The sequence below is a fragment of the Rhodococcus sp. AZ1 genome, assembly GCF_054979605.1.
The window spans coordinates 37,789-54,608 of sequence record NZ_JBUEQF010000004.1 but is presented as its reverse complement, the minus strand read 5'-3'; the positions used below and the strand labels follow the sequence as shown (position 1 = coordinate 54,608).

13 protein-coding genes are annotated in these 16,820 nt (G+C 69.5%); 8 read left to right on the top strand and 5 right to left on the bottom strand.

Features of this window, described 5'->3' with window-relative positions; genetic code table 11:
- Window positions 1-4 precede the first annotated feature (4 nt).
- Window positions 5-766: a cobalt-precorrin-6A reductase gene (locus tag ACY48E_RS06325; protein ID WP_462871280.1), complete on the top strand. Its 762-nt coding sequence runs from the start codon at window positions 5-7 to the stop codon at window positions 764-766.
- Here the strand turns inward: ACY48E_RS06325 and ACY48E_RS06320 are convergent.
- From ACY48E_RS06320 to ACY48E_RS06310, 3 genes are read right to left on the bottom strand one after another with little or no spacing between them, the layout of a single operon-like run.
- Entirely contained in the window at window positions 741-2,225 is a 1,485-nt protein-coding gene (locus ACY48E_RS06320) for a precorrin-2 C(20)-methyltransferase (protein WP_462871279.1), read from the bottom strand. The genes ACY48E_RS06325 and ACY48E_RS06320 overlap by 26 nt on opposite strands.
- Entirely contained in the window at window positions 2,222-2,842 is a 621-nt protein-coding gene (locus tag ACY48E_RS06315) for a precorrin-8X methylmutase (protein WP_462871520.1), read from the bottom strand. The genes ACY48E_RS06320 and ACY48E_RS06315 overlap by 4 nt, the downstream gene beginning before the upstream one ends.
- A 42-nt stretch (window positions 2,843-2,884) precedes the next feature.
- Window positions 2,885-4,018 (bottom strand): precorrin-3B synthase, encoded by a 1,134-nt coding sequence (locus ACY48E_RS06310; protein WP_462871278.1) that lies wholly within the window; start codon window positions 4,016-4,018, stop codon window positions 2,885-2,887.
- A gap of 64 nt (window positions 4,019-4,082) precedes the next feature.
- On the opposite strand from ACY48E_RS06310, the gene ACY48E_RS06305 reads away from it, so the two are divergent.
- From ACY48E_RS06305 to ACY48E_RS06295, 3 genes are read left to right on the top strand one after another with little or no spacing between them, the layout of a single operon-like run.
- Window positions 4,083-5,066, top strand: coding sequence for an NAD-dependent epimerase/dehydratase family protein (locus ACY48E_RS06305; RefSeq protein WP_462871276.1), 984 nt, complete (start codon window positions 4,083-4,085; stop codon window positions 5,064-5,066).
- Window positions 5,067-5,089: 23 nt separating this feature from the next.
- The gene (gene cobN / locus ACY48E_RS06300) at window positions 5,090-8,698 is read left to right on the top strand and encodes a cobaltochelatase subunit CobN (protein WP_462871275.1); all 3,609 of its coding nucleotides are present in this window, start codon (window positions 5,090-5,092) and stop codon (window positions 8,696-8,698) included.
- A gap of 39 nt (window positions 8,699-8,737) precedes the next feature.
- Window positions 8,738-9,118 (top strand): PPOX class F420-dependent oxidoreductase, encoded by a 381-nt coding sequence (locus ACY48E_RS06295; protein WP_462871274.1) that lies wholly within the window; start codon window positions 8,738-8,740, stop codon window positions 9,116-9,118.
- 5 nt (window positions 9,119-9,123) lie between these two features.
- Here ACY48E_RS06295 and ACY48E_RS06290 read toward each other — a convergent pair whose 3' ends face one another.
- Together ACY48E_RS06290 and ACY48E_RS06285 are read right to left on the bottom strand one after the other, a co-directional pair.
- Window positions 9,124-10,494, bottom strand: coding sequence for a metallopeptidase TldD-related protein (locus ACY48E_RS06290; RefSeq protein ID WP_462871273.1), 1,371 nt, complete (start codon window positions 10,492-10,494; stop codon window positions 9,124-9,126).
- Window positions 10,491-12,020 carry a TldD/PmbA family protein gene (locus tag ACY48E_RS06285; RefSeq protein ID WP_462871271.1) on the bottom strand — a complete coding sequence of 510 codons (1,530 nt, stop codon included), beginning with the start codon at window positions 12,018-12,020 and terminating at the stop codon, window positions 10,491-10,493. The genes ACY48E_RS06290 and ACY48E_RS06285 overlap by 4 nt, the downstream gene beginning before the upstream one ends.
- 141 nt (window positions 12,021-12,161) lie before the next feature.
- On the opposite strand from ACY48E_RS06285, the gene ACY48E_RS06280 reads away from it, so the two are divergent.
- The 4 genes from ACY48E_RS06280 to ACY48E_RS06265 are packed head-to-tail and all read left to right on the top strand — an operon-like array spanning window position 12,162 to window position 16,796.
- Window positions 12,162-12,647 (top strand): FxsA family protein, encoded by a 486-nt coding sequence (locus tag ACY48E_RS06280; protein WP_462871270.1) that lies wholly within the window; start codon window positions 12,162-12,164, stop codon window positions 12,645-12,647.
- Window positions 12,648-12,701: 54 nt separating this feature from the next.
- The gene (locus tag ACY48E_RS06275; protein ID WP_462871269.1) at window positions 12,702-14,309 is read left to right on the top strand and encodes an amidohydrolase; all 1,608 of its coding nucleotides are present in this window, start codon (window positions 12,702-12,704) and stop codon (window positions 14,307-14,309) included.
- Window positions 14,306-16,036: an apolipoprotein N-acyltransferase gene (gene lnt / locus ACY48E_RS06270; protein ID WP_462871268.1), complete on the top strand. Its 1,731-nt coding sequence runs from the start codon at window positions 14,306-14,308 to the stop codon at window positions 16,034-16,036. The genes ACY48E_RS06275 and lnt overlap by 4 nt, the downstream gene beginning before the upstream one ends.
- On the top strand, window positions 16,023-16,796 hold the full coding sequence (locus ACY48E_RS06265; protein WP_462871267.1) for a polyprenol monophosphomannose synthase: 774 nt from the start codon (window positions 16,023-16,025) through the stop codon (window positions 16,794-16,796). Before lnt ends, ACY48E_RS06265 begins: the two co-directional genes overlap by 14 nt.
- The last annotated feature ends 24 nt before the right edge of the window (window positions 16,797-16,820 follow it).

Below are 16,820 nucleotides of genomic sequence, written 5' to 3'. Positions count from 1 at the left end.
CCCCGTGCCCACCGTTCTCGTGCTGGGCGGAACTGCGGAGGGCCGCGCTCTCGCCGGTGTTCTGGACGCGAGAGCGGGTCTCGAGGTGATCTCCTCGCTCGCCGGCAGGGTGGGCGACCCACGCCTTCCGCCGGGCAGGGTGCGTATCGGCGGCTTCGGTGGTGTCGACGGGCTCGTAACGTGGTTGCGCGAGAACAACATCGACGCCGTGGTCGACGCGACACATCCGTTCGCGACGACGATGAGCGCTCATGCCGACCGGGCCTGCCGACTGCTCGGCGTACCGATGGTGTGCCTGGTTCGGCCCGCCTGGGTTCGCGGCGCCGACGACCGGTGGATCGAGGTGCCGACGGTCGCCGCTGCGGCCGACGCCGTGCAGAACCTCGGCCAGGGACCGGTGCTGTTGACCGTGGGCCGAACCACGGTCGGCGCCTTCGCATCGTTGACCGCAGCCGTGCTGCTGCGCTGCATCGAGCCCCCGAGCGGCCCGCTACCGCAGCGATGCGAAGTCCTGTTGGCCAGAGGACCGTTCGATCTCGGGTCGGAGATCGAACTGTTCACCGAGCGAGGCGTCCGAATCCTGGTGACCAAGAACAGTGGTGGGCCGATGACTCGCGCCAAGATCGATGCCGCCGCTCGGCTCGGAATCGACGTGGTGATGATCTCGCGTCCACCGGCACCGCCGGGACGAACGGTGCTGACCACCGTCGACGAGGCCGCCGACCGGGTGGCAAGCCTGCTCAGCGGTGGTAGCGCCGCGAGGTGAACACCCGTGTTGCCCCGTCGTGGTTGCTGGTGATGGTGGTGGAGGCACCGATGATCAGCAAGCACCGCATATCGATGCTCGCGGGGTCGAGATCGGCGAGGGACACCACCCGAACGCTCTCCTGCGGCCCCGAGACGTCGCGGCCGACGATCACCGGGGTCTCGGGCGCGCGATGTTCGAGCACCAACTCGCGCAGTGCCGCCACCTGCCAGGTGCGTGTGCGCGAGGCCGGGTTATAGATCGCCATTGCCATGTCCGCGCCGGCAATCGCCGAAATACGTTGCGCTACAACGTCCCACGGCTTCAACCGGTCCGACAGGGAGATCACCGCGTAGTCGTGCCCGAGGGGCGCACCGACCCGCGACGCGACGGCGTTGGCCGCAGTCACCCCGGGAATCACCCGCACGTCGACGTCGCGCCACCTCGGCTCCGTCGCCACCTCGAGGACCGCGCTGGCCATCGCGAACACTCCCGGGTCGCCGGACGACACCACGGCCACCCGAGCGCCCCGACCCGCGAGATCGAGTGCCATCTCCGCGCGTTCGGCCTCGACCCGATTGTCACTGCCATGTCGGCGCTGACCCGCACGAAGGGGGACACGATCGAGATAGGTGGTGTAGCCGACCACGTCGGTGGCCCTGGCCAGTTCGCTGGCCGCCTCCGGGGTGACCCAATCGCGGTCCCCGGGCCCGAGACCGATCACCACCACCGAACCCTGTGCCGGTGACGGGGGATCCGATCGGTACGACGGGCTGGGCACGACGATCGTCGAGAAGTACGGCACCGACAGCTCGTCCACCGCTGCGACGGGCATCAGGCGCTGCTCACCCCAGCTGGCACGCTCGACATACAGCGCCTCGTCCAGTCGACCCGACGCTTCGAGCGCCTCGCGCACGGCGGGAAACGTCCGACCCAGCTTGAGGATCGCGGCCGAGTCGGTTCCACGGAGCCGGCGCTCGAGCTCGGCCACCGGGAGGGTGCCCGGTAGCACGGTCAGCGCTTCCTCACCCTCGACCAGTGGCACCGAGGTCACGGCCGACGCCGCACTCACCGACGTGACGCCGGGAACGATCTCCGTCTCGAACCGATCGGCCAGGCGAACGTGCATGTGCTGATAGCTCGAGTAGAACAACGGGTCCCCGGCGGCCAGCAACGCGACCGAGCGTCCGGCATCGAGATGAACGGCCAGACGCTCTGCGGCCTCGGTGTAGAACTGCGCGATGGCACCGTCGTAGCCGCCGGGATGATCGGTGGTACCGGTGGTCACCGGGTAGATCAGGTGCTCCTCGATCTGATCTTCCCGCATGTAGGGCGCAGCCGTGGCCCGCGAGATGCTCTGACCGTGCTGCGCGCTGTGGAAGGCCACCACGTCCGCCTCACCGATGATGCGTGCGGCCTTGACCGTGACCAGTTCACTGTCGCCGGGCCCGATGCCCACACCCCAGAGCTTGCCGCTCACTCGTCCTCGCTCGCGATCGCGTTGACCGCGGCCGCGGTGATCGCACTGCCGCCGCGGCGACCACGCACGAGGAGATGGTCGAGCCCTGTGGCGATCACGTCCTCCTTCGACTCGGCCGCCCCGATGAAGCCCACCGGACCACCGACGATCGCCGCGGGCCGCGGCGCACCGTCCGCCACCAGTTCGAGGAGCCGGTACAGCGCCGTGGGTGCATTGCCGATGGCGACGACGGCGCCGTCGAGGTGCTCGACCCAACGATCGACGGCCGCGGCACTGCGCGTGGTTCCGAGGCGAAGCGCATCCAGTGCGATCGCGGGGTCGTTGAGCGTGCAGATCACCGGATTGTCGGCCGGGAGCCGACGCCGTGTGATGCCGGCGGCGACCATGGTGGCGTCGCACAGGATCGGCGCTCCTGCCAGCAGCGCTGCTCGCGCTCGCGCGACCGACGACAGGGTGAACGCAATGTCGCGCACCAGGTCGGTTTCGCCACAGGCATGGATCATGCGCACGACCACCCGAGCGACATCGGTGGGGAAGGCGGACAGGTCGGTCTCCTCGCGAATCGTCGCGAACGAGCGGCGGTAGATCTCTGCGCCGTCGCGGACGTAGTCGTACACGCCGCGGCTTCCGTCCATGGTGGCCACGATAGGGGAGAGCGTTCAGCCGGGGCGCACGGTGTAGCCGTCGGGGCCGGCGATCACGTCTGTCACCGCCCCGCGCGGCCGTCCGCACGTGCGCTCGCATCCCGACCAGTACTCCCGACCCGTCGGGCGAATCGTTCCGTCGGAGATCGCCTGCACGAGGTCGGCGCGCACGTCGGTGTGTGACCGCGCGCACCCGGGCGAACCCACACACGAACCGACCCGTGCCCACGGCGACTCGGCGTCGAAGATCAACCCCATGGGGGCGAGCACCCGCACCACCTGTTCGGCGGCGTCCTCGGGTAGGTCGACCAGGACGATCGAGCGCCAGGGTGTCAGGAGCAGCGGCCGACCCGTGGCGGCCAGGAACTGCGCGGTGCGTGCGGGCACGATGCCGTGCTCGAGGGCCGCGCCGAGCGCCACCGCGCCGTCGTCCTGCTCGATCCAGCCGATGGGCGGTCGCTCGGGGACGACGAAGTCGATCGGGCTGTGCGTCGGTGCCACGCCGAGCCGAGAGAGCACCGATTCCACCCCACCGGGGATCTCGGACAGTCGCCAGTGACCGTCTCGGAGCGCAGCGAAGGCACGCGCGGCGTCCAGAGCGGTGGCCACCGCGGACTCATCGGCCACGCGGACGCCGGAGTCACGGCCGGCGAGGATCAGTCCGGCCGCGCCGTCGACGGCGTGCAGGCCGATGTCCGCGCCCAGACCGGAGACGTCGCCACGCCCGTCGTCGATCGTGAACAGGATTCGGCCGGGCAGGTCCGCCAGCGACGGATCTGCGAGCAACGCGGTGTCGAGAGCGCTGACCACGTGGTGCACCGCGCTACCGCCGACCCGTCCGGCGAGGGGGGTGGCGACGATGTTGCGCACCCTCTCGTGTGTGTGCGACGGCAGGAGCCCGGCCAGTGCGAGCCGGGCGGCGAGGGCATCCGGGTCGCGGACAGCACGAAGCTGGACGTTCCCGCGACCGGTGAGATGAATCTGCGGTTCGGCGAAATCGTGTGCTGCCTCGGCCAGAGCATCGACCTGCTCGGGCGCCAGGAGACCGCCGGGCACCCTGATCCTGGCCAGCGCGCCGTCCGCCGCGTGATGCACGGTCAACGCGCCGGGACACCCGTCGGGGCCGGTTCGGGCGCTCGGCTGACTCATCCCTCCACCGTACGAGGGCAGACGCGCCGAACGAGAGCGGGGCGGGCCAGGCATACTCTCGGCCATGAACCCAGTACCGCCCACGGTCTTCATCACCGGCGCCCTCGGCTTCATCGGCCGCACCCTCGCCGATCGATACACCGCTGCGGGAGCAACCGTGACCGGTGTCGACCGTGTGGGCGACGCCGAGCGCGGGGTGGTCGCCGGGGACGTCAGTGAGGCCGGTCCGTGGCAGGCGCATGCCGCCGGGGCGCACCTGGTGATACACACCGCCGCGGTGGTCTCCAACGCGGCCGATGCCGAACTGTCGTGGCGGATGAACGTCCTGGGCACCCGACGGGCGCTCGACGCGGCAATCGCCGGTGGCGCCTCCCGGTTCGTGCACTTCTCGTCGATCCGAGCATTCTCCGATCTCGACTTCCCCGACGGTGTCGACGAGACGTGGCCGGTACGCACCGACGGCAATCCTTATGTCGACACCAAGGTGGCAGCGGAGCAGGTGGTGCTCGCAGCCCACGCCGCGCGGGAGATCGAGGTCACCGTGATCCGGCCGGGCGACGTGTACGGCCCGGGCTCGCGGCCGTGGACCATCCTGCCGGTGGAGGCGATCAAGTCCCGCCAGTTCGTGTTGCCCGACGGCGGCCGGGGAATCTTCAGCCCGGTGTACGTGGACAACCTGGTCGACGGTGTGGTCGCCGCGGCCGCCCACCCCGACGCGGCAGGTCAGGTGTTCACGCTCTCCGACGGTGTCGGGGTGAGTTGCCTCGAGTTCTTCTCGAACTACACACGCATGCTCGGCACCCGTGCACCGGTGTGCGTCCCCACCTCGGTGGCCGTCGCACTGGCCGAGGGAGCCGGTCGGGTGGCGAGACTGCGCGGTCAGGAATCCGAGGCCAATCGGGCCACCGTTCTGTACTTCACCCGCCGCGGGACGTACTCGATCGCGAAGGCGCGTCGGATCCTCGGTTTCGAACCCTCGGTCGATCTCGCCGAGGGTATGCGTCGCACCGAACTCTGGCTGCGGGATCGCGGTCTGCTCGACCGGTGACCCGGGATCGTTAGGATCATCGCGTGATCTTGCTGATGTCGACCTCCGACACCGACCTCTCCAGTGCGCGAGCCTCGGGCGGTGACTTCAGGTCCGTCAACCCCAACAGGATCAGCGTCACCGACGAGCTCCCCCAACTCCTCGACGCGGCAGATGTCGTGGTGCTGCGCATCCTCGGTGGGCGGCAGATGTGGTCGCGAGGGGTCGATGCGGTTCTCGCCTGCGGCAAACCGGTGGTGATGCTCGGCGGCGAACAGGCGCCCGACGCGGCGCTCATGGAACTGTCGACCGTGCCCGCCAACGTGGCGGCCACCGCCCACACCTACCTTGCCGAGGGCGGCGCGGAGAACCTACGTGAGTTGGCGCTGTTCCTCTCGGACACCGTGTTGCTCACCGGCTTCGGCTTCGCGCCGCCGATCCATCTGCCCGTGTGGGGTGAGCTCGAGCGGCCCGGCCGTGGCGAAACCGGCGGACCGACGGTGGCCGTGCTCTACTACCGGGCGCAGCATCTGGCGGGCAACACCGCCTACGTGCACGCGCTGTGCGAGGCGATCGAGGAGGCCGGGGCGCGGGCACTACCGATCTTCTGCGCCTCCCTGCGGGCTGCGCCGCCCGAGTTGCTCGACACTCTGCGACAGGCGGACTCGATGGTCGTCACCGTTCTCGCCGCCGGGGGAACCCGGCCGGCGGGTGTCGGTGCCGGTGGTGACGACGAGGCGTGGGACGTCGCCGAACTGGCGGCGCTGGACGTGCCGATCCTGCAGGGGCTCTGCCTGACCAGCAGTCGCGCCGCGTGGGCCGACGGCGACGACGGCATGACCCCGCTGGACGTGGCGACCCAGGTGGCGGTCCCGGAGTTCGACGGACGCATCATCACGGTTCCGTTCTCGTTCAAGGAGATCGACGCCGACGGACTCGCCACGTACGTACCCGACCTCGAGCGGTGCGCGCGCGTCGCCGGAATCGCGGTGCGCCATGCACGTCTGCGGCGCATCCCGGCTGCCGACAAACGTGTGGTGCTCATGCTGTCCGCGTACCCCACCAAGCATGCCCGGATCGGTAACGCGGTCGGGTTGGACACACCGCGCAGCACCATCGCCCTCCTCTCCGCGCTGCGCGACGCCGGGTACCGCATGGGTCCGCCCGCAGGTGAGAGCGCCGTCCCCGGCCTGGCCGAGCAGGACGGTGACGCGCTGATCCATGCGCTCATCGCCGCCGGTGGCCAGGATCCGGACTGGTTGACCGAGGATGCGTTGGCGCGCAACCCGATTCGAATCTCGGCGGCACTCTACCGCGAGTGGTTCGATACTCTGCCGCGCGATTTCCGAGACGGTGTCGAGCAGGCGTGGGGTCCCGCCCCCGGCGAGCTCTACGTCGACAGGTCCGCCGATCCGGCCGGCGAGATCGTCATCGCGGCACTGCAGTTCGAGAACGTGCTGATCATGGTGCAGCCGCCGCGGGGGTTCGGGGAGAACCCGATCGCGATCTACCACGATCCGAATCTGCCGCCGAGCCACCACTACCTCGCGGCGTACCGCTGGGTGGCCGCGCCGCGTGAGCGCGGGGGGTTCGGAGCGGACGCGATCGTCCACATGGGCAAGCACGGCAACCTCGAGTGGCTACCCGGCAAGACTCTGGCGATGTCGGCCTCCTGTGGAACCGATGCCGCGCTGGGCGATCTCCCGCTGATCTACCCCTTCCTGGTCAACGACCCCGGTGAGGGTACCCAGGCCAAACGCCGCGCTCACGCCACTCTGGTCGATCACCTGGTGCCGCCGATGGCGCGAGCCGAGAGCTACGGCGACATCACTCGCCTCGAGCAACTGCTCGACGAGCACTCCAACATCACCACTCTCGACCCGGTGAAGCTGCCGGCCATCCGGCAGCAGATCTGGACGCTGATGACCGCCGCGCAGATGCACACCGACCTCGGGCTCGACGAGCGCCCCGACGAGGACGTCTTCGACGACATGCTCCTTCACGTCGACGGCTGGCTGTGCGAGATCAAGGATGTGCAGATTCGGGACGGGCTGCACGTGCTCGGTCAGGCCCCGCAGGGGGAGTCGGAGATCGACATGGTGCTGGCGATGCTGCGGGCGCGTCAGATGTGGGGCGGCGAACGCAGCGTGCCGGGACTGCGGGAGGCTCTGGGTCTGAGCGAGGACGGCGACGAGCGTCGCGAGCGTGTGGACGCCATCGAGGAACGCGCCCGCGACCTGGTGGTAGGGATGGCCCGAGCCGGGTGGGATCCCGCGGCTGCCGCCCGCGTCGCACAGGGCCACGGGCCCACGGTGGAGCGAATCCTCGAGTTCGCGGCGTCGGAGGTGATCCCGCGGCTGCGGGGAACCGACGCCGAGATCGATCGCATCCTGCACGCCCTCGCGGGCGGGTTCATCCCGGCCGGCCCCAGTGGTTCCCCGCTGCGCGGTCTGGTCAACGTGCTGCCCACCGGTCGTAACTTCTACTCGGTCGACCCCAAGGCCGTGCCGTCCCAGCTGGCGTGGGAGACCGGTCGATTGCTGGCCGATTCGCTCCTCGAGCGCTACGTCGCGGACCACGGTCACTACCCGGCATCGGTGGGGTTGTCGGTGTGGGGGACCAGCGCGATGCGCACATCCGGCGACGACGTCGCCGAGGTGTTCGCGCTGCTCGGTGTGCTGCCGGTGTGGGACGAGGCCTCGCGCCGGGTGGTGCGTGTGGAACCTATTCCGCTGGAGGAGCTGTCGCGGCCCCGCATCGATGTGACCGTGCGGATCAGTGGGTTCTTCCGCGACGCGTTCCCGCACGTGCTGGCGATGCTCGACGATGCGGTACGCCTGGTGGCGGGTCTCGACGAGCCTGCCGAGATGAACTACGTGCGCGCTCACGCCCGGGCCGATATCGCCGGCCACGGCGACGAACGGCGGGCCACCACGCGGATCTTCGGCTCCAAGCCGGGGACGTACGGCGCGGGCCTGCTGCAGCTCATGGACAGCCGGAGTTGGCGCAGCGACGACGACCTCGCGCAGGTCTACACCACGTGGGGTGGGTACGCCTATGGGCGCGGCCTCGACGGTGTCCCCGCCGCCGACGACATGCGCACCTCGTACCGCCGAATCGCCGTGGCCGCCAAGAACACCGACACCCGCGAGCACGACATCGCCGATTCCGACGACTACTTCCAGTACCACGGCGGCATGATCGCCACGGTCCGCTCCCTGACGGGTACGTCGCCGGAGTCGTACATCGGCGACAGCACCCGCCCGGAGTCGGTGCGCACCCGCACCCTGGCCGAGGAGACCGCCCGCGTCTTCCGCGCCCGCGTGATCAATCCGCGTTGGTTGGCCGCGATGCGCCGACACGGCTACAAGGGCGCGTTCGAGATGGCGGCGACGGTGGACTACCTGTTCGGCTACGACGCCACCACCGGGGTGGTGCAGGACTGGATGTACGACAAGATCACCGAGACCTACGTCCTGGACGAGGAGAATCGGAAGTTCATGCAGACCTCGAATCCGTGGGCGCTGCACGGGATCTCGGAGCGTCTACTCGAAGCGGTCGAACGCGGGCTGTGGGCCGAGCCCGATCCCACCGTGCTGGCCGAGCTCCGGGCGGCGTACCTCGAGAGCGAAGGCGACCTCGAGGACGCCTGAGCCTCCCGACCGTCCGCGGCCGGCGCTACCATCACGGGCATGACGAACCCGTTCGGTGACATCGGAACTGCCAAGTACGTCCTGCTGACCACCTTCACCAAGGATGGGCGGGCGAAGCCGACGGCCGTGTGGGCTGCGCTGGACGCCGGTGAACTGCTGGTGTGGACCCAGGCGTCGTCCTGGAAGGTGCGACGGGTCAAGAACACGCCGAGGGTGACGGTGGCGGTGTGCGACCGGGCCGGAAACAACGCCGGCCCGGCCGTCGACGCGGTCGCGACCGTGCTCGACGACGCGGGCACCGAACGTACCCGCGAGGCCATCACAGCGAAGTATGGAGTGGTCGGCTGGATCGGCGTCACCGCCAGTTCCCTGTTCAAGGGTAAGTCCAGCACCATCGGGATCGCCGTCCGCCCCGCCTGACCGCGCTACTGGGCCTTGCTGACCGATGACATGTGGAAGTCCGGGATTCGCAACGCGGGCATGGCCGTGCGGGTGAACCAGTCCTTCCACTCCCGAGGCAGAGTCGGCTCGGTGCGGCTCGCTTCGGTGGCGCGACGCAGGAGATCGAGGGGGCTCTCGTTGAACCGGAAGTTGTTCACCGCCCCCGTCACAGCGCCGTCATCGATCAGGTAGACACCGTCACGGGTGAGCCCCGTCAACAGCAGGGTCGCCGGATCGACCTCGCGGATGTACCACAGGGTGGTCAGCAGAAGTCCACGCTCGGTGCGCGCAACCATCTCGTCGATGCCGACGTCGGCACCACCGGTGAGGATGAGGTTCTCACCCATCTGGGCGACCGGTGCACCGAACTCGCGTGCCGCCGCCCGCGGGTAGGCGAGGGTGTCGACCACCCCGTCGCGCACCCACGTCACACGCTCGCGTTCGAGGCCGTTGTCGAACACCGACACCTCGTCGCCCGACGACGCCGTCGCCACGAACGGTGCGTACTCCATCCCGCGGGCGTGGGGATCACTGGCCAACGTGAGCGGCAGTGACCCCAGCTTCTCGCCTATCCGAGTGCCGCCCGGGGCGGAGAGGGCTGTGCGACCTTCCTGCGCACCGCGACCCTCCATGGTCCACATGAGGTAGATCATCATGTCCGCCACCGTCGATGGCGGCATGATCGTCTCGTAGCGGCCTGCGGGCAGGTCGATGCGCCGGGCGGCCCAGTCCAGGCGGCGATCGATCTCGGCGAGCAACGCATCGACCGAGACATCGGTGAAGTCCCGGGTGCCCACCCCTGCCCAGGCGCTGGCCCCGGTCAGTCCGCCTCGCTTGCCGTTGATCTCGATCGATCCGACGGGATCGACATAGCGTCGCCGCAGGCCGGTGGTGGTGCCGAGCGACACCGTGGTGACGGTGTGGGAGGCGAACCCGTACAGCGCGTCGGCACCACCGAAACCGTGCCCGAGGGCGCCGGCGATCGGGTCGAAGACGTCCACGCCGGTGGCGGGCGCGGCGGTACCCCAGTCGGCGGGAACGCCGTCGGACTCGACCGGATCGACTTCGTCCGGGGCCGGCTCGGCGGCACGCGCCGCTTCCTCGGCTGCTCGCACGACGTCGACGATCTCGGCAGGATCGACACTGCTCGAGGACACCGTGCCCACACGGGTTCGGCCATCGCGACGATCGAAGGCCACCACCACCCAGGTGCGCGCTGTGGACACACCGTTGGTGGTCATCGAGCTGCCCGCCCACCGAAGTGACGCGTCGGAGATGTCGGAGACGATCACGACGGCCTCGGAGACCGTGACCGCGCGCAATGCCTGTTCGATGACCTCGTGCGCGGCGATCACTGTCCCGCCTCCGTTCGTGTGTTGAGAACGCTCACCCCGCGGAACAGGGCCGACGGGCACCCGTGACTGACCGCGGCGACCTGACCCGGCTGGGCCTTGCCGCAGTTGAAGGCACCGCCCAGAGTCCACGTCGTCGGGCCACCGACGGCCTCGAGCGACCCCCAGAAGTCGGTGGTCGTCGCCTGGTACGCCACGTCGCGCACCTGGCCGGCCAGCTGCCCGTCGACGATGCGGAAGAATCGCTGACCGGTGAACTGGAAGTTGTAGCGCTGCATGTCGATCGACCAGGACTTGTCCCCGACGATGTAGAGCCCGTTCTCCACGCGGGAGATCAGATCCGCCGTGGTGGTGTCGCGATCGGGATCCGGTTGCAGCGAGACGTTGGCCATTCGCTGGATGGGAACGTGGTGGGCGGAGTCGGCGTAGGAACACCCGTTGGATCTGTCGAGCCCCAACCTGGGGGCGAACACCCGATCGAGTTGGTATCCGACGAGGGTTCCCTCGCGCACCAGGTCCCAACGTTGCGATTGCACGCCGTCGTCGTCCCACCCGATGCTGGCCAGGCCGTGCTGCTGTGTGCGATCGGCGGTGACGTGCATCACCGGCGAGCCGTAGCGCAGCGTCCCCAACTGATCGGGGGTGGCGAACGAGGTTCCGGCGTAGGCGGCCTCGTAGCCGATGGCGCGGTCGTACTCGGTGGCGTGCCCGATCGACTCGTGGATGGTCAGCCACAAATTGCTGGGATCGATCACGAGGTCGGTGGGTCCGGCCGTGATCGATGGCGCCTTCACCTTCTCGGCGAGCCACTCCGGGATCCGTGCCAATTCGTCGTCCCAGTCCCAGCCGGCGTGTGCGCCGGTCATGTACTCCCATCCGCGCCCGACCGGGGGCGCGAGCGTGCGCATGGTCTCGAAGGTGCCGGCCGCGGAGTCCACGGTGGTGGCCTCGAGTTGCGGGTGCATGCGTACGCGCTGCTGGACGATCGACGAGCCGGCGCTGTCGGCGTAGAACGTCTGCTCCTTCACCATCAAGGCGGACGCGGTGACGTGGTCGACTCCGTCCGAGGCCGAGAGCCGGCCGGAGAACTCGGCCAGCAGCGACACCTTCTCCGCCGTCGGCACCGAGAACGGGTCGACCTCGTAGTCGCTCACCCACGTCGCGTCGGGGTACACCGGCTCGTCGGCGAGCACCACACGATCACGGTTGAGCTCGTGCAGGGCCCGCGCCACCTCCACCGCACGGGTCGCGGTCTCGCGCACCGTGGCGGCGTCGAGCACCGCGTGGGAGGCGAAACCCCACGTCCCGTCCACGATCACTCGAACGGCGAGTCCGAGATCGGTCGAGTCCACCGACGACTGGACGGACCCGTCGCGCAGACGTATCGACTGGGTACGCATGCGGTGCACCCGCACGTCGGCGTGGCTCGCCCCGGCGGCACGAGCCACACTCAACCCCACCTCGGCCAGGTCGCGAAGTGGCAGGTCCAGGAAGTCCGCGTCGACGCCGCGGGAGCCGGGTTCACTCACGCCGGACAACGTTAGTGCACGTCCACACATCGTGTCCGGGACGAAACACTCGGATTCGGGAGAAAATCGGTCGACCCGGACGTTGTCATCATGTGTCGGCGGACGTTCGCCGAATCGTTAGTCGGATCGGAGGACCAACCCGTGCCACTGCTGTTGTTCGTCGCCTACCTCGTCGTGGAGATCGGTGTCCTGATCTGGCTCGCCAGCACCGTCGGTATCCTCTGGACCCTCGCCCTCCTCGTCGCCACCTCCGTACTCGGGCTCATGCTCGTGCGCTCCCAGGGACGCCGGGTCATCGCCCAGTTCCGCTCGGCTGCTCGCCGCGAGCGCGAGCCCGGAACGGTCGTCGCGGACGGCGCCCTCGTCGCGGCCGGCTCCGTCCTGCTCGCCGTACCAGGGCTGGTGTGCAGCCTCCTCGGACTGCTCCTGCTGATCCCCGCCACCAGAGCTCTGGTGCGCCCGGTCGTCACCGCCGCCGCCACCCGCACCGTTCGGCGCCGCGGCTTCGCCACGGGCCGGACCTTCGGGGCGGGGGCTGTGATCATCGACGGGGACGTGGTGCCACCGACCGCCCACCGGCCGACCTCGAAGCCGCTGGTGATCGATGCGCCGGACCTGCGGACCTAGTACCCGACGGACCGGCGAACCGCGCTGGACGCCGACCGGGCACACTTGGTCACCGTGACTACCGAGCTCCTCCTCAACGGGCGCATCTACAGCCCCGCCGCTCCGGACGCGACAGCCATGGCGGTCACCGACGGTGTCGTGGTGTGGGTCGGGGACGATCGACCGGCACTGGCGCTGCATCCGGACGCGGACATCGTCGATCTCGCCGGCGCATTCGTCACCCCCGGGTTCGTCGACTCCCACGTCCACACCACGGCGACCGGACTGTCCATCGACGGCCCCGATGCCGTCGGGCTCGATCTCGCCGGTTCGGTCGATCTGGCCGAGGCGATGGATCGTCTGCGCCGCTTCGCATCCGAGCGTCCCGACGACCCCGTCGTCTGGGGCCAGAACTGGGACGAGTCGAGGTGGGCGGATCGGCGCCCACCCACCACGGACGACCTCGATGCCGCGGCGCCGGGACGAGCGGTGTATCTCACGCGCGTCGACGTGCATTCGGCGGCCTGCTCGACGGTGCTGCGCGCAGCAGCGGGCTTCGGCGACGATGTCGATCCGCAAGCACCGGTTCGGGGCGAGAACCACCACGTCGCTCGCGGGGTCGCGCGGAGCCTGCTCGGCGCCGAGACCAGGCGCGCAGCGCAGCGCCGCGCCCTCGATGTCGCCGCATCGCGCGGGTTGGTCGCGGTCCACGAGTGCGGCGGGCCCGACATCTCCGGACAGGCGGACTTCGCAGACCTGCTCGCTCTCGATCACGGCGTCGAAGTGCGGGGGTACTGGGGCGAGAAGGTCACCTCCGCCGAACAGGCCCGCGCGCTGCTCGCCGAGACGAGCGCGCACGCCCTCGGCGGCGATCTGTGCATCGACGGCTCCATCGGCTCGCGCACTGCCTGGCTGCGCGAGAGCTATGCCGACGAGCCAGGCTGCACGGGCCGGGCCTATCTCGATGCCGACGCGATTGCCGAACACCTCGTCGCCTGCACGCGAGCCGGCATCCAGGCCGGTTTCCACGCGATCGGCGACGCTGCGGTGGGCGCGTTCGTCGCCGGACTCGAGCGGGCGGTGGCCGAGTGCGGGGGACCGTCGGTGGCCGCCCGCGGGCATCGCCTCGAGCACCTCGAGATGGTCACCGCGCAGGAGGCTGCGGTCTTGGCCTCGTACGGCGTCATCGCCAGCGTGCAGCCGATGTTCGACCACGTCTGGGGTGGCGAGGCCGGAATGTATGCCGAACGCCTCGGTGCCGAACGGTCTGCCGCGATGAACCCTTTCGCTGCCTTGGCCTCGGCGGGCGTCTCGCTGGCTCTCGGTTCCGATTCCCCGGTCACCGCGCTGGCCCCCTGGGCGGGTGTTCGAGCAGCCGTCGGTCACCGCACCCGGGGCTCGGCCATCTCTCCGCGCGCGGCCTTCGCCGCCGCGACACGTGGCGCGTGGCGCGCCGGGGGAGTCCGCGACGGGATGGCGGGCACGCTGGTGCCCGGCGCCCCCGCATCCTTCGCCGTGTGGGAGACCGGTGAACTGGTGGTGGCCGCACCGAAGGACTCCGTGCAGCGGTGGTCCACCGACCCCCGGTCGCGAGTGCCCGCCCTGCCCAGGTTGGATGACGCTTCGCCCGACCCGGTCTGCCTGCGCACCGTGCATCGGGGCCGCACGGTGTTCGCCCGGTGACCGCACGCGCCACACCGAGCAGATGGTCCTCCCTGAGGGATCCTCTGACGCTGGGCAGACTCGCGCTCGCCCTGGGTGGAGGGCTGCTGACCTGGGCTTCGTTCCCACCTCGGACTCTGTGGTGGCTCGCCCCGTTCGCCCTGGCCCTGCTCGTACTCGCCCTCATCCCCGGCCGACGCGGACCAGTGTCGAAGAAGTTCGGGTTCGCTCTGGGCACGACGTTCGGGCTGGGGTATTTCCTGCCGCTGCTGCCCTGGATCGGCGTGTACGTCGGCCCCCTTCCCTGGATTGCACTGGCAGTGGTGCAGTCGCTCTACATCGGCGGATTCGGGATCCTGGCGGTGATCGTCGGCCGTGTTCGCGGCGGCGCCCTGTGGATCGCTGTGGCGTGGTCCGCCGCGGAGTGGGTGCGCAGCACAGTTCCGTTCGGCGGATTCCCCTGGGGGCGTCTTGCCTTCGGTCAATCCGAATCGCCGCTGATCGGTATCGCATCGCTCGGCGGCGCCCCTCTGCTCAGCTTCGCCGTGGCGATGATCGGGAGCGCGACGGCGTTCCTGCTGCGCGCCCTGTGGCGACTTCGCGGTACGCGAGCCGGTCATCGGAGCCCAGCCGTTCGCGCCGTCGCCGGTGCCGCCGCGGCGACACTGGTGTGGCCGCTCGTCGCGCTGGCAGTCCACCCTGGCGTCGAATCTGCCCGCGACGGCGACAGGACCATCGTGGTCGCGGCGATCCAGGGGAGCGTGCCTCGGCTGGGTCTGGACTTCAACGCCCAGCGCCGCCAGGTTCTCGACAACCACGTCCAGGAGACACTTCGCCTTGCGGCCGCAGTGGACTCCGGCTCGGTTCCGGCCCCGGACGTCGTGGTGTGGCCGGAGAACGCCTCCGACATCGACCCGCTTCGCAACGCCGACGCCGCCGCCGAGATCAGCGCGGCGAGCGAACGGATCGGGGCGCCGATCCTGGTGGGCGCGGTGCTGGTGAACTCCGACCGCACCACCACCAACTCGGTGATCGTCTGGTCCGGCAACTCCGGTCCCGGGGATCGGCACGACAAGAAGATCATCCAGCCCTTCGGCGAGTATCTGCCCTTCCGCAGCTTCTTCCGGCTGTTCTCGTCGTACGCCGATTCTGCGGGCAACTTCGTACCCGGCAGCGGCAACGGGGTCGTCCGAGTCGACGACCGACGCGACCTGTCGGGTCCGGCCGACCTGACCGTCGGCGTCGCCACCTGCTACGAGGTGGCATTCGACCGCGCCCTGCACGAGTCGGTGGTCAACGGTGCCCAGCTCATCGCCGTACCCACCAACAACGCGACGTTCGGTGACACCGAGATGACCTACCAGCAGCTCGCGATGTCGCGGATTCGCGCTGTCGAGCACTCACGCACCGTCGTCGTCGCGGCCACCAGCGGGGTGAGCGCCATCATCGCGCCCGACGGTTCGGTGGTCGATCGCACCCCGTTGTTCGCACCGGAATTCCTGGTGTCGTCCGTCGTGGTGCGCTCGGGTACTACGCTGGCCACTCGGCTCGGCGCGAGTGTGGAGTACGCCCTTCTCGCGCTGGCCGCCGGTGCCACGGTTGCCGGTGTGCTCACCGCCCGCCGCGGTCGTGAACATGCTCGCCGAACACACAGCACCACCGGTTCCACCGAAAACACAGTCGGCCGCGAGGCCGCAGAAGGCACAGGCCGCAAGGCCGCGGAAGAGGATCTCGATGACGTCAGCTGATCAGGGTCGGCCGAGCAGGCACACGCTGGTGATCGTGCCCACGTTCAACGAGATCGACAATCTCGAACCGATCGTCGGACGCGTCCTGGCCGCGCTACCGCAGGTGCACATCCTCGTCGTCGACGACGGCAGTCCCGACGGCACGGGTGCCCTCGCGGACCGTCTCGCGGCGGCCGATGCCGACCAGCGCATCCACGTGATGCACCGCACCGAGAAGAACGGTCTCGGGGGCGCGTACATCGCTGGATTCCGATGGGGTCTCGAGCGAGACTACTCCGTGCTGGTGGAGATGGATGCGGACGGCTCTCATGCCCCCGAGCAGCTTCATCGACTGCTCGATCGCGTCGACTCCGGCGCCGACCTGGTGCTGGGTTCGCGGTACGTGCCCGGAGGTTCGGTGGTCAACTGGCCCAAGCATCGTGAGTGGCTCTCGCGCGGAGGCAACGTCTATTCACGGCTGGCCCTGGGGGTCTCCCTGCGAGACATCACCGGAGGCTTCCGCGCGTACCGCCGAGAGGTGCTGCAGAAGCTGCCGCTCGACGCCATCGAATCGCACGGCTACTGCTTCCAGGTGGACTTGGCGTGGCGCACGATCTCCGAGGGCTTCACAGTCGACGAGGTGCCGATCACGTTCACCGAGCGCGAGCGCGGCGAGTCCAAGATGAGCGGCGGGATCGTCCGCGAGGCGCTGTGGAAGGTCACCGTCTGGGGCCTACGGGCTCGCACCCGTCGACTGATGGGCCGAGACAGCCGGACGTAGCGGCGCGGCCCGTGTAACGAATCG

Excerpts from the sequence above, each read along its gene's own strand:
- ACY48E_RS06310 (WP_462871278.1), bottom strand. The coding sequence starts at position 4,018 with ATGAGTCAGCCGAGCGCCCGAACCGGCCCCGACGGGTGTCCCGGCGCG.
- ACY48E_RS06305 (WP_462871276.1), top strand. The coding sequence starts at position 4,083 with ATGAACCCAGTACCGCCCACGGTCTTCATCACCGGCGCCCTCGGCTTC.
- ACY48E_RS06295 (WP_462871274.1), top strand. The coding sequence starts at position 8,738 with ATGACGAACCCGTTCGGTGACATCGGAACTGCCAAGTACGTCCTGCTG.
- ACY48E_RS06265 (WP_462871267.1), top strand. The coding sequence starts at position 16,023 with ATGACGTCAGCTGATCAGGGTCGGCCGAGCAGGCACACGCTGGTGATC.